The organism is Streptomyces sp. NPDC004266 (assembly GCF_042874095.1).
Taxonomy (GTDB): Bacteria; Actinomycetota; Actinomycetes; order Streptomycetales; family Streptomycetaceae; genus Streptomyces.
Genome location: NZ_JBIAMM010000001.1, coordinates 212,034 through 224,338 on the forward strand (window position 1 = coordinate 212,034; position 12,305 = coordinate 224,338).

The 12,305-nt window shown below is 72.2% G+C and carries 11 protein-coding genes; 6 read left to right on the top strand and 5 right to left on the bottom strand.

Going from position 1 to position 12,305, the window contains the following annotated elements; translation table 11 throughout:
- Positions 1–28: 28 nt before the first annotated feature.
- The gene (locus ACFYUZ_RS00880; protein WP_389305091.1) at positions 29–838 is read left to right on the top strand and encodes an arylamine N-acetyltransferase; all 810 of its coding nucleotides are present in this window, start codon (positions 29–31) and stop codon (positions 836–838) included.
- A 109-nt stretch (positions 839–947) separates the two neighbouring features.
- Entirely contained in the window at positions 948–1,832 is an 885-nt protein-coding gene (locus ACFYUZ_RS00885) for a YceI family protein (RefSeq protein ID WP_389305093.1), read from the top strand.
- 18 nt (positions 1,833–1,850) lie between these two features.
- On the opposite strand, the gene ACFYUZ_RS00890 is transcribed toward ACFYUZ_RS00885, so the two are convergent.
- Positions 1,851–2,093: a hypothetical protein gene (locus tag ACFYUZ_RS00890; RefSeq protein ID WP_030684879.1), complete on the bottom strand. Its 243-nt coding sequence runs from the start codon at positions 2,091–2,093 to the stop codon at positions 1,851–1,853.
- 62 nt (positions 2,094–2,155) lie between these two features.
- Here ACFYUZ_RS00890 and holA point away from each other — a divergent pair, with 62 nt between their 5' ends.
- Positions 2,156–3,145, top strand: coding sequence for a DNA polymerase III subunit delta (gene holA, locus ACFYUZ_RS00895; protein WP_389305095.1), 990 nt, complete (start codon positions 2,156–2,158; stop codon positions 3,143–3,145).
- A gap of 1,047 nt (positions 3,146–4,192) precedes the next feature.
- On the opposite strand, the gene rpsT is transcribed toward holA, so the two are convergent.
- Positions 4,193–4,459 carry a 30S ribosomal protein S20 gene (rpsT, locus tag ACFYUZ_RS00900; RefSeq protein ID WP_225799819.1) on the bottom strand — a complete coding sequence of 89 codons (267 nt, stop codon included), beginning with the start codon at positions 4,457–4,459 and terminating at the stop codon, positions 4,193–4,195.
- A gap of 185 nt (positions 4,460–4,644) precedes the next feature.
- Between rpsT and lepA the strand changes: the two genes are divergently transcribed.
- The 3 genes from lepA (at position 4,645) to hemW (ending at position 9,889) form a co-directional block, all read left to right on the top strand.
- A complete protein-coding gene (gene lepA, locus ACFYUZ_RS00905; RefSeq protein ID WP_389305097.1) occupies positions 4,645–6,510 on the top strand; it encodes a translation elongation factor 4 in 1,866 nt (621 codons plus the stop codon).
- 221 nt (positions 6,511–6,731) lie between these two features.
- Positions 6,732–8,609, top strand: a complete 1,878-nt coding sequence (locus ACFYUZ_RS00910) for an AMP-dependent synthetase/ligase (protein ID WP_389305098.1) — start codon at positions 6,732–6,734, stop codon at positions 8,607–8,609.
- Between the two features lie 47 nt (positions 8,610–8,656).
- Positions 8,657–9,889 (top strand): radical SAM family heme chaperone HemW, encoded by a 1,233-nt coding sequence (gene hemW, locus ACFYUZ_RS00915; protein WP_389305100.1) that lies wholly within the window; start codon positions 8,657–8,659, stop codon positions 9,887–9,889.
- 198 nt (positions 9,890–10,087) lie between these two features.
- Here the strand turns inward: hemW and ACFYUZ_RS00920 are convergent, their stop codons facing one another.
- From ACFYUZ_RS00920 to ACFYUZ_RS00930, 3 genes are all read right to left on the bottom strand, one after another.
- Positions 10,088–10,423 carry a peptidoglycan-binding protein gene (locus ACFYUZ_RS00920; protein ID WP_389305102.1) on the bottom strand — a complete coding sequence of 112 codons (336 nt, stop codon included), beginning with the start codon at positions 10,421–10,423 and terminating at the stop codon, positions 10,088–10,090.
- A gap of 250 nt (positions 10,424–10,673) precedes the next feature.
- Positions 10,674–11,480 (bottom strand): DUF3097 domain-containing protein, encoded by an 807-nt coding sequence (locus ACFYUZ_RS00925; protein WP_389305103.1) that lies wholly within the window; start codon positions 11,478–11,480, stop codon positions 10,674–10,676.
- A 79-nt stretch (positions 11,481–11,559) separates the two neighbouring features.
- Positions 11,560–12,288, bottom strand: coding sequence for an MBL fold metallo-hydrolase (locus ACFYUZ_RS00930; protein WP_389305105.1), 729 nt, complete (start codon positions 12,286–12,288; stop codon positions 11,560–11,562).
- Positions 12,289–12,305 lie beyond the last annotated feature (17 nt).

The following is a 12,305-nucleotide window of genomic DNA, read 5'->3' on the forward strand; positions in this document are numbered from 1 at the left end:
TGGATCATCGAGGAGGCAGACTGCCGACATGACCACACACGAGCCTGCCACCATCGACGCCTACCTCCGTCGCATCGGCGCGGAGCGGCCGGTGCGCGCGGACGCCGCCGCGCTGCGCGAGCTGCATCTGCTGCACCTGCGGACCGTGCCCTTCGAAAACCTCTCCATCCACCTCGGCGAGCCCGTCGTCCTGGACGAGAAGGCGCTCCTCGACAAGGTGGTCGGGGCCCGGAGGGGCGGGTTCTGCTACGAGGTCAACACGGCGTTCGCCGTGCTGCTGCGGGGGCTCGGGTACGAGGTCGAGCTGCTGCAGGGGCGGGTGTTCGGGCCGGACGGGACGCCGGGCATCCCGTACGACCACATGGCGCTGCTCGTGGAGACGGCGGAGGGGGAGCGGTGGCTGGCCGACGTCGGGTTCGGCGACCACAGCCACCATCCGCTGGCCTTCGACGCGCGCGACGACCAGACGGACCCGGGCGGGGTCTTCCGGATCGTGGAGACCGGGGAAGGCGATCTGGACGTGCTGCGGGACGGGAAGCCGCAGTACCGGCTGGAGCGGCGGCCGAGGCGGCTCGCCGACTTCACGGCGGGCGCCTGGTACCACCAGACCTCGCCCGACTCGCACTTCCCGAAATCCCTGATCTGCTCCCGGCTCACCGAGGACGGCCGGGTCACGCTCAGCGCGCCGAAGCTGATCACCCGTGCCGGGGGCGAGCGCGAGGAGCGGATCCTCGACGGCGAGGACGAGGTGAGGAACGCGTACCGGGAGCTGTTCGGCATCGAGCTCGACGTGCTGCCGACCGTGCGAAGCGGAATGACCGATTCGAACCCTCGGTAACGCTTGACGGCACTTGCCTCCACTCAGCCCCGTTTGCCTCGAACGCCCCAACGGTGATCGAATGCGACTTCGTTGCATAGTGAATGAGTCGCACGGGGGTGCGTGAAGAATGTTCGATCGTCTCTTCGGGAAGCGGGCGGCGGGGGCCTCGCGCGGCGGCCCGCTCGCCGGCCTCTCCGTCCCCTCCTCGGCAGGCGTGCTCAGCTGCCGGGTGCTCGACCCCGTGCACGAACCGGTCCGGCAGGCCGAGTTCGTCGTCAGCGACACGGCGGGCCGCAAGGTCCTGGCAGGCGAGACCGACCCGTACGGCACGGTCCTCGCGACCGTACCGGCGGGCGAGTACCGGGTCGCCGTCACCTCCGAGGGCTACACGCCCTACCACGGCAGCGCCCTCGTCGCCGAGGGCGAGCACCGGGGCCTCGGCGACGTCCTGCTCCAGGTCGCGCCCCAGCCCCAGCTCCCGGAGCCCGGCGACTGGGAGATCGACCCCGCGCACTCGCAGATCGGCTTCACGGCGCGCCACATCGGCCTCGCCCGGATCCACGGACGGTTCAACGACTTCGCGGGCGCGGTCCGGATCGCCGAACGCATGGAGCACTCCGCGATGCACGTCGTCATCGACGCGGCCTCCATCGACACCGGGGTGCGGATGCGCGACGACCACCTGCGCTCCGGCGACTTCCTCGACGTCGGCGCCTATCCGACGCTGGAGTTCTTCAGCGAGCGCTTCGTCCACCGGGGCGGCAGCCGCTGGGCCGTCACCGGAGCGCTCACCCTCCACGGAGTGAGCCGCACGGTGACCCTGGACACCCAGTACCTCGGCCTCGGGAACGGCCTGGAGGGCGAGACCCGGGGCGCCTGCCGGGCCACCACCGAACTGCACCGGGAGGACTTCACCCTCACCTGGCAGACGCTGCTCGCGCGGGGCATCGCGGCGGTCGGGTCCAGCATCAGTATCGAGCTCGACGTCCAGATCGTCCCCAAGAAGGGCTGACGGGCGGACCCGGCGGTCCTACGGGGCCTCCAGCCAGCCCTCGTACTCGGCGGCCAGCGCGTCCAGCGCCGCCGGGTCGAGGCGGGCGTCCGGGTCCTCGACGACCACCAGCCACTGCGCGTCCTCGGCGTCGTCCTCCCCGGCCAGGGCGTCCCGTACGAGCTGCGGTTCCTCGGCCACGCCGAAACGGTCGGGGAGTTCCCCGGCGACCTCCTCGGCGGCGTCGCGGTCGGGCAGTACCAGTACGTGTCGTTCACTCACCCCGTCATTCTCGTCCCCTTCCCGGGCACCGGTGTCAGCGGCCCGTGGGATGCTGGATCGCGATGGCCACCAGAAAGACTTCCCCCGACGACCTCCTCGGCCCCGTGACGCTCGCCGTGGGACAGGAGGACCTGCTCCTCGACCGCGCCGTCCAGGAGGTGGTGGCGGCCGCGCGGACCGCCGACGCCGACACGGACGTGCGCGACCTCGCCCCCGACCAGCTCCAGCCCGGGGCGCTGGCCGAGCTCACCAGCCCCTCGCTCTTCGCCGAGCGCAAGGTGCTGATCGTGCGGAACGCGCAGGACCTCTCCGCCGACACGATCAAGGACGTCAAGGCGTACCTGGACGACCCCGTCGAGGACATCTCGCTCGTCCTGCTCCACGCCGGCGGCGCCAAGGGCAAGGGACTGCTCGACGCGGCGCGCAAGGCGGGGGCCCGGGAGGTCGCCTGCCCGAAGACGACGAAGCCGGCGGAGCGGCTGACCTTCGTACGGCAGGAGTTCCGGGCGCTGGGCCGTTCCGCCACGCCCGAGGCCTGCCAGGCGCTCGTGGACTCGATCGGCAGCGATCTGCGGGAGCTCGCGTCCGCCGTCTCGCAGCTCACGTCCGACGTGGACGGGACGATCGACGAGGCCGTCGTCGGGCGCTACTACACGGGCCGCGCCGAGGCCTCCTCCTTCAACGTCGCGGACCGTGCCGTCGAGGGGCGGGCGGCCGAGGCCCTGGAGGCCCTGCGCTGGTCGCTCTCGACCGGGGTCGCGCCCGTGCTCATCACCAGCGCGCTGGCGCAGGGCGTACGGGCGATCGGCAAGCTCTCCTCGGCGCGGGGCGGGCGGCCGGCCGACCTGGCGCGGGAGCTGGGCATGCCGCCCTGGAAGATCGACCGCGTGCGGCAGCAGATGCGCGGCTGGACCCCGGACGGGGTGTCGCTGGCCCTGCGGGCGATCGCCGAGGCGGACGCGGGGGTGAAGGGCGGGGGCGACGACCCGGAGTACGCCCTGGAGAAGGCGGTGGTCGCGGTGGCGCGGGCGGCGAGGATGCGGCGGGGCTGAGGCGGGGCGGGTCCGTGGGGCCCGGGGTGAGTGGTGCGGGGCGGTTCGTGGCGGGTGCGCGAGCGGTTCCCCCACCCCGCCCCTTCCCGAAACCCTGCCGGGGGCCGGTGGGGCGTGAGGTCCTGTCTTCCGGGGGCTCCGCCCCCGACCCCGCCGGACCCCACGGCCGGACGGCAGCTTCGCGCCGCCGCCCCCGGCCCTTGACGGCCGCGCCGCGGCAGCTTGGCACCGCCGGCTCCGGACCCCGCCGGCTCGTACCGCTCGGCGCCACGGCCGTTCCGCGCCGCCGACTCAGGGCCTGACGGTGGCGGCCGCGCTTCGCGCCACCGGTTCCGGCTCCCGCCGGGCGCGCGGCGTCCGGTAGTCCCGCGGTGGCTTGGCGCCACCGGTTCCGGGTCCCGCCGGATGCACAGGGGCTGGTAGCCCTGCGTCGGCTTCGCGCCGTGGGCTCCGGGGCCCGTGGGGTAGGCGGGGCCTGGCAGCCGGGTGGTGGCTCTGCGCCGCAGACCTCGTGCTGCCGGGGGCGCTGCGGCTGGTTTCGTGGCGCTGCCCTCGGGGCCCGCCGAGTACACAGGGGCGGGCAGCCCTGTAGTGGCTTCGCGCCACCGGTTCCGGCTCCCGCCGGGCGCGCGGTACCCGGTAGTCCCGCGGTGGCTTCGCGGTGCCGGTTCCGACCCTGCCGGGCACGCGGTACCCGGTAGCCCTGCGGTGGCTTCGTGCCACCGGTCCCGGGTGTCGCCGGGCGCGCGGTGCCTGGCGCTCCTGCGGTGGCTTCGCGCCACCGGTCGTGGGTTCCGCCGGGCGCGCGGTGCCTGGCGGTCCTGTGGTGGCTTCGGGCTCGTGGGGTCTTCGTGGTGGCTCGTTCGGGGTCGGCCGGGTACGGCGAAGGCCCCGGCGCTCCTGGGGAAGGAGGCGGCGGGGCCTTCGGCGTTGGTGCGGGTGGGCTCGCACACGCGTGGCGAACGCGTCCGCGTGCGAGTCCTGGGTGGCCGGGCGGGAGCGGGGTAGAGGGCCCGCTGGTTCCCGTACGGCCGATCACATCAGAGCTCAGCCCTGGAGGGAGGCAACCTTGAGCGCCAGAGCCGACTTCTTGTTGGCGGCGGCGTTCTTGTGGATGACACCCTTCGAGACAGCCTTGTCGAGCTGACGCGAGGCGGCGCGAGTGGCAACGGTGGCCTTCTCGAGGTCGCCGGCGGCGACAGCCTCACGGGCCTTGCGGATCGCGGTCTTGAGCGAGGACTTGACGGCCTTGTTGCGCAGGCGCGCCTTCTCGTTCGTCTTGTTCCGCTTGATCTGGGACTTGATGTTCGCCACGAAAAGAGCCTTTACAGGTTCGATGTTCCTTCTGGACGCGCCCCGCAGCTGAGAGGGCATGCGAGACACGGCTGTCCACACTATCAGCCACCCTCGGGGCCGCCCAAACCGGGCGCCGGGCGCCGGGCATGGGACCATGGTCTCTACGTATCCGTTCTGAACATCGCCCGAGACGAGATCCCTGCGTGCCCGCGACTCCTACCAACGTGCCCGAGCCGAGCCGTACCGACCCGGCTCTGATCCGCAACTTCTGCATCATCGCGCACATCGACCACGGCAAGTCCACGCTTGCCGACCGGATGCTCCAGCTGACCGGTGTGGTCGACCAGCGGCAGATGCGTGCCCAGTATCTCGACCGCATGGACATCGAGCGGGAGCGGGGCATCACGATCAAGTCCCAGGCGGTCCGGCTGCCGTGGGCGCCGACCGAGGGGCCGGCCCAGGGCAACACGCACATCCTGAACATGATCGACACCCCCGGGCACGTCGACTTCACCTATGAGGTCTCGCGCTCGCTGGCCGCCTGCGAGGGCACGATCCTGCTCGTGGACGCGGCACAGGGCATCGAGGCGCAGACCCTCGCGAACCTGTACCTCGCGATGGAGAACGACCTCACGATCGTCCCGGTCCTCAACAAGATCGACCTGCCGGCCGCCCAGCCCGAGAAGTTCGCCGACGAGCTGGCCAACCTCATCGGCTGCCAGCCGGAGGACGTCCTCAAGGTCTCCGCGAAGACGGGCATGGGCGTCGAGGCGCTGCTCGACCGCGTCGTGCAGGACATCCCGGCCCCGGTCGGCGTCGCCGACGCGCCCGCCCGCGCGATGATCTTCGACTCCGTGTACGACTCGTACCGGGGCGTCGTGACCTATGTGCGTGTCGTCGACGGACAGCTCAACAAGCGCGAGCGCATCCGGATGATGTCGACCGGCGCCACCCACGAGCTCCTGGAGATCGGCGTCTCCTCGCCCGAGATGACCTCGTCCGACGGTCTCGGCGTCGGCGAGGTGGGCTACCTCATCACCGGTGTGAAGGACGTCCGCCAGTCCAAGGTCGGTGACACGATCACCTCCCTGAACCAGGGTGCCACCGAACCCCTCGGCGGTTACAAGGACCCGAAGCCGATGGTCTTCTCGGGCCTCTACCCGCTGGACGGCTCGGAGTACCCGGACCTCCGCGAGGCCCTCGACAAGCTCCAGCTCAACGACGCCGCGCTGGTCTACGAGCCGGAGACCTCCGCCGCCCTCGGCTTCGGCTTCCGCGTCGGCTTCCTCGGCCTCCTCCACCTCGACGTGATCCGTGAGCGGCTGGAGCGCGAGTTCGGGCTCGACCTGATCGCCACCGCCCCCAACGTGGTCTACCGCGTGGTCATGGAGGACGGCAGCGAGCACACGGTCACGAACCCGAGCGAGTTCCCCGAGGGCAAGATCAGCGACGTGTTCGAGCCCGTCGTGCGCGCCACGATCCTCGCCCCGAGCGAGTTCATCGGCGCGATCATGGAGCTCTGCCAGACCCGTCGCGGCACCCTGATCGGCATGGACTACCTCTCCGAGGACCGGGTCGAGATCCGCTACACCCTGCCCCTCGCCGAGATCGTCTTCGACTTCTTCGACCAGCTGAAGTCCAAGACGCGCGGTTACGCCTCCCTCGACTACGAGCCCACCGGCGAGCAGGCCTCCAGCCTGGTCAAGGTCGACATCCTGCTGCACGGCGACAAGGTGGACGCCTTCTCGGCCGTCACCCACAAGGACGCCGCGTACGCCTACGGTGTCCGGCTCGTCGCGAAGCTGCGCGAGCTCATCCCCCGGCAGGCCTTCGAGGTGCCGATCCAGGCCGCCATCGGCTCCCGGGTCATCGCCCGCGAGACCATCCGCGCCATCCGGAAGGACGTCCTCGCCAAGTGCTACGGCGGTGACATCTCCCGTAAGCGGAAGCTGCTGGAGAAGCAGAAGGAAGGCAAGAAGCGCATGAAGATGGTCGGCTCGGTGGAGGTGCCGCAGGAGGCCTTCATCGCCGTCCTGTCGAGCGACGAGTCCTCCGGCAAGAAGAAGTAGTCGGGGCGTCCGCAGTAGCTGCCCCGTGCAACGAACGGGCCCACGCGCCAGGTGCGCGTGGGCCCGTTCGCCGTAGCCCGGGTGGGCCCGTTCGTTATGAAGCGACGCCCTGCAGGGCCTTACGCGCCGGTCCTCGGGCCTTTACTCTGATCCCGGCTCGAAGGTTACTCGCCAGTTAGTTACGAACCACCAGCAGGCACCGCCGCCGCCCGGAGGACGTCGTGAGCGACACACAGACCCAGATCGAGAACCGGCCGCCCTCCGTGGCGACCCTCTTCCTTGAGCGCGTCGAGCGGACCCCGGACGCGGAGGCCTACCGCTACCCGGTCCCCGCCGCCTCCGGCGCCGGCCCGGACGACTGGAAGTCGCTCAGCTGGGGGCAGGCCGCCGAGCGGGTCTACGCGATCGCCGCCGGCCTCGTCGACCTCGGCGTCCAGGCCGAGGAGCGCGTCGCCCTCGCCTCCTCCACCCGGGTGGAGTGGATCCTCTCCGACCTCGGCGTGATGTGCGCGGGCGCCGCGACCACCACGGTCTACCCGCAGACCAACGCCGAGGAGTCGGCGTTCATCCTCTCCGACTCCGAGTCGAGGGTCCTCATCGCCGAGGACGCGGCCCAGCTGGCCAAGGCCGTCGAGCGCCGCGCCGAGCTGCCGAACCTCCACCACGTGGTCGTCATCGACGCCACCGGCGTGGAGAGCGACGGCGAGTTCGTCCTCACGCTCGCCGAGCTCGAGGCGCGGGGCAAGGCCCATCTGGTGGAGCACCCCGAGGCGGTCAAGGAGCGGGTCGCGGCGATCACCTCCACGCAGCTCGCCACCCTCATCTACACCTCCGGCACCACCGGCCGCCCCAAGGGCGTCCGCCTCCCGCACGACAACTGGTCGTACATGGCCAAGGCCATCGCCGCCACCGGCCTCGTCACCCAGGACGACGTCCAGTACCTGTGGCTGCCGCTCGCCCACGTCTTCGGCAAGGTCCTCACCTCGGGCCAGATCGAGGTCGGTCACGTCACCGCCGTCGACGGCCGCGTCGACAAGATCATCGAGAACCTGCCGGTCGTCCAGCCGACCTACATGGCGGCCGTGCCCCGCATCTTCGAGAAGGTCTACAACGGGGTCGCGGCCAAGGCCCGCGCGGGCGGCGGCGCCAAGTACAAGATCTTCCAGTGGGCGGCCGACGTCGCCCGCGAGTACGCCAAGGCCACCCAGGACAACTTCCGCCGCACCGGCACCGCCTCCGCGCCCTTCGGCCTCTCCGCGAAGCACAAGGTCGCCGACGCGCTCGTCTACGCCAAGATCCGCGAGGCCTTCGGCGGCAACCTGCGCGCCTGCGTCTCCGGCTCGGCCGCCCTCGCCCCCGAGATCGGCTACTTCTTCGCCGGCGCCGGCATCCACATCCTGGAGGGCTACGGCCTCACCGAGTCCTCCGCCGCCTCCTTCGTCAACCCGGGCGAGGCCTACCGCACCGGCACCGTCGGCAAGCCGCTCCCCGGCACCGAGGTCCGGATCGCCGACGACGGCGAGATCCTGCTGCGCGGCCCCGGCATCATGGAGGGCTACCACGGCCTGCCGGAGAAGACCTCCGAGGTCCTGGAGTCCGACGGCTGGTTCCACACCGGCGACATCGGCGAGCTGTCCGCCGACGGCTACCTCCGGATCACCGACCGGAAGAAGGACCTGATCAAGACGTCCGGCGGCAAGTACATCGCGCCGGCCGAGGTCGAGGGCCAGTTCAAGGCCGTCTGCCCGTTCGTCTCGAACATCCTCGTCCACGGCGCCGACCGGAACTTCTGCACCGCCCTCATCGCCCTCGACGAGCCCTCCCTCCTCGGCTGGGCCGCCGAGCACGACCTCGGTGGCAAGTCGTACGCGGAGGTCGTCGCCGACCCGCGGACCGAGAAGCTGATCCAGGGCTACGTCGACCGGCTCAACGAGGGCCTCCAGCGCTGGCAGACGATCAAGAAGTTCCGTCTGCTGCCGCGCGACCTCGACATCGAGCACGGCGAGCTCACCCCGTCCCTGAAGCTGAAGCGGCCGGTCGTCGAGCGGGAGTACAAGGACCTCATCGAGGAGATGTACGCGGGGTCGCGGGAGGCCTGAGCGACGACGCGGGACCTTCACCCGGGCAGTACGGGACAATGGGGCTCATGCCTTCCGTACTGCCCGATGGTGAGTCCGTTCCCGACGACGGGGCGCTGCCCCCGCACGCCCTCGAAGGGGCCGGGGAGCGGCCGCTCGGGTTCTACCTGCACGTGCCGTACTGCGCGACCCGCTGCGGCTACTGCGACTTCAACACGTACACGGCGAGCGAGCTGCGCGGTACGGGCGGGGTGCTCGCCTCCCGCGACAACTACGCCGACCAGGTCGTCGAGGAGATCCGCCTCGCCCGGAAGGTCCTCGGCGACGACCCCCGGCCCGTGCGGACCGTCTTCGTCGGCGGCGGCACCCCGACGCTCCTCGCCGCCGGGGACCTCGTGCGGATGCTCGGCGCCGTCCGGGACGAGTTCGGGCTCGCGGACGACGCCGAGGTGACGACGGAGGCGAATCCGGAGTCCGTGGACCCCGCCTATCTCGCCGAGCTGCGGGAGGGGGGTTTCAACCGGATCTCCTTCGGCATGCAGAGCGCCCGGCAGCACGTCCTGAAGATCCTCGACCGCACGCACACCCCGGGGCGGCCCGAGGCGTGCGTCGGCGAGGCGCGGGCCGCCGGGTTCGAGCACGTCAACCTCGACCTCATCTACGGCACGCCCGGCGAGTCCGACGACGACTGGCGGGCCTCGCTGGAAGCGGCGATCGGCGCCGGCCCCGACCACGTGAGCGCCTACGCCCTGATCGTCGAGGAGGGCACGCAGCTCGCCCGGCGCATCCGGCGCGGCGAGGTGCCCATGACCGACGACGACGTCCACGCCGACCGCTACCTGATCGCGGACGCGGCCTTCGAGGAGGCGGGCTTCTCCTGGTACGAGGTGTCCAACTGGGCCACCTCCGAGGCCGGACGCTGCCTCCACAACGAGCTGTACTGGCGCGGCGCCGACTGGTGGGGGGCCGGCCCGGGGGCGCACTCGCACGTGGGCGGCGTCCGCTGGTGGAACGTGAAGCACCCCGGCGCGTACGCGGCGGCGCTGGCGGAGGGCCGGTCGCCCGGCGCCGGCCGGGAGATCCTCGCGGAGGAGGACCGGCGGGTGGAGCGGATCCTCCTGGAGCTGCGGCTGCGGGAGGGCGTCGAGCTGTCGATCCTCAAGCCGGCGGGACTCGCGGCGTCGCGGAAGGCGCTGGGGGAGGAGCTGCTCGACCCCGCGTCGTACGAGGCGGGGCGGGCGGTCCTGACGCTGCGGGGACGGCTGCTGGCGGACGCGGTGGTGCGGGACCTGGTGGATTAGGACGCCAGGACCAGGACCAGGACCAGGGCCAGGGCCACGGCCTGTCCGGCGGATCAGGGCCCGGACAGGGCCCAGGGGGCGAAGAGAGCCTCGCGGAGGTGGGCCCGGCGTGCCCCGGGGCCCCTGCCCGGCGTGCCCCGGGCGCCGGGCGTGCCCCCGCCCGGCGTGCCCCCGGGGCGGTGGGCACGCCCGGGGGTGTCAGTGGCTCGGCAGGTAGCGGTAGCAGTAGTTCGCCGTCTCCGGGTTGTACGCCCGCAGGGTCTCCAGCATCTTGTCGCCGGTGTTGGGCCCGACGATGCCGTCCGCCTGGGAGTCACCCAGCTTCCAGCGCTGGAAGGCGACCACGCCCCACTGCGTCCGCTCGCCCCAGATGCCGTCCTCGGCCAGGGTGACGGGGTAGGCGTTGGCCCAGTTCACCGCGATCTGGACGCACTTCACGCCCTCGCCCTGGCTGCCGTACGAGAGGTAGGGGGCGCCCGGGCGGGCACTGGCGGTGCCCGCCAGGCCCGTCACGGCGACAGCGGTGGCGGACACGAGCAGTGCGGCCCTCGTGAATGCGGGGTGGGAGAACACGGATTCCTCCGGATGACGTGACGGTGGCGGCGCGGCGGAAGGGCGGCGCCGGTGAGGACTCCGCCACGCTCGCACGGCCCCGTCCGGCGTGGCGCGGATCCGTAGTCCCGAGACGCCGGGACACCCCTGTCCCGGGACGTCGGTCCGCGTGCGGGTCGAGGGCCCGGGGCCCGGGGAGGCTGCTCCCCGGGGCCGCGCACCGCCGCCCGCGCTACGGTGCCGTCACGAAGTCGATCAGTTCCTCCACCCGGCCCAGCAGCTCCGGCTCCAGGTCCTTGTAGGAGTGGACGCGCTTGAGGATCGCCTGCCAGACCGCGCCCGTGTTGTCCGAGGGCCAGCCGAGGGCGCGGCAGACGCCCGTCTTCCAGTCCTGGCCGCGGGGGACCGCCGGCCAGGCCGGGATGCCCAGGGAGGACGGTTTCACCGCCTCCCAGACGTCGATGTACGGGTGGCCGACGACCAGGACGTCCGGTGAGGTCACCTGCGCGGCGATCCTCGACTCCTTCGAGCCCGGGACCAGGTGGTCCACCAGGACGCCGAGCCGGGCGTCCGGCCCCGGGGCGAACTCCGCGACGATCGCCGGCAGGTCGTCGACGCCCTCCAGGTACTCCACGACCACGCCCTCGATCCGCAGGTCGTCGCCCCAGACCCGCTCCACGAGCTCCGCGTCGTGGCGGCCTTCGACGTAGATCCGGCCCGCACGTGCCACGCGCGCGCGTGCGCCCGGGACCGCGATCGAGCCGGAGGCCGTGCGGGTGGGGCGCACCGGTCCGCCCGACGCCGGGCGGACCAGGGTCACGACCTTGCCCTCCAGGAGGAAGCCGCGCGGTTCCAGCGGGAAGACCCGGTGCTTGCCGAAGCGGTCCTCCAGGGTCACGGTGCCCGCCTCGCAGCGGATCACCGCCCCGCAGAAGCCCGTGGCGACCTCCTCGACGACCAGGTCGCGCTCCGCCGGGATCTCCGGGACGGGCGCCGACTTCTTCCAGGGCGGCGTCAGGTCCGGGTTGTAGCTACGCATGGGCTCAGTTCCGTCTCCTCCGTGGACGCGCGGCCGAGGCGGCGTCAGATCCTGGACGCGGCCACGCATTCGGGCGACGTTATGCCACGCCGAAGCGGCGTGCCAGTTCATCGCGCTGCGCCCGGACGAACGCGGCGTCCACCACCGCCCCGTGCCCCGGCACGTACGCCGCCTCCTCGCCGCCCAGGGCGAGCAGCCGGTCCAGGGCGTCGGGCCAGCGGGACGGGATCGCGTCCGGGCCGGCCTGCGGCTCGCCCGACTCCTCCACCAGGTCGCCGCAGAAGACGATCTCGCGCGGGCCCGGGACGCAGAGCGCCAGGTCGTGGCCCGTGTGGCCGGGGCCCACGTTCGCCAGGAGGACCTGGCGGCCGCCCAGGTCGAGCGTCCACTCGCCCGTGACCAGGTGCCGGGGGGCCACCAGGACGTCCGCCGCCTCCCTCGCCGCCCGCGGATCGACCCCCTGCCGTACCGCGTCCCCGTACAGCTCCTCCCGGGCCCTGGCGCCGTTCATGAGGTCGTCCGAGCCCACCGCGCCGAAGACCTCCGCCCCGGCGAAGGCCGCCGTGCCGAGGACGTGGTCGAAGTGGGGGTGGCTGAGTGCGATGTGCGTCACCTTTCGGCCGCCCGTGAGCGCCGCCACCTGTGCGCGCAGCTCGGCGCCCTCCGCGAGCGTGGACCCCGTGTCGTACAGCAGGACCGCCCGTGTGCCCAGGACCAGCCCCACCGTGGCGTCCCAGCCGGGCAGCCGTCGCCGGCCCACCCCGTCCTCGAGACGCTCCCATCCGTACGCTTCCCAATCCGTCTCCATGAGGCGACGCTAACCGG

Excerpts from the sequence above, each read along its gene's own strand:
- ACFYUZ_RS00880 (WP_389305091.1), top strand. The coding sequence starts at position 29 with ATGACCACACACGAGCCTGCCACCATCGACGCCTACCTCCGTCGCATC.
- ACFYUZ_RS00885 (WP_389305093.1), top strand. The coding sequence starts at position 948 with ATGTTCGATCGTCTCTTCGGGAAGCGGGCGGCGGGGGCCTCGCGCGGC.
- holA (WP_389305095.1), top strand. The coding sequence starts at position 2,156 with ATGGCCACCAGAAAGACTTCCCCCGACGACCTCCTCGGCCCCGTGACG.
- hemW (WP_389305100.1), top strand. The coding sequence starts at position 8,657 with ATGCCTTCCGTACTGCCCGATGGTGAGTCCGTTCCCGACGACGGGGCG.
- ACFYUZ_RS00925 (WP_389305103.1), bottom strand. The coding sequence starts at position 11,480 with ATGCGTAGCTACAACCCGGACCTGACGCCGCCCTGGAAGAAGTCGGCG.
- ACFYUZ_RS00930 (WP_389305105.1), bottom strand. The coding sequence starts at position 12,288 with ATGGAGACGGATTGGGAAGCGTACGGATGGGAGCGTCTCGAGGACGGG.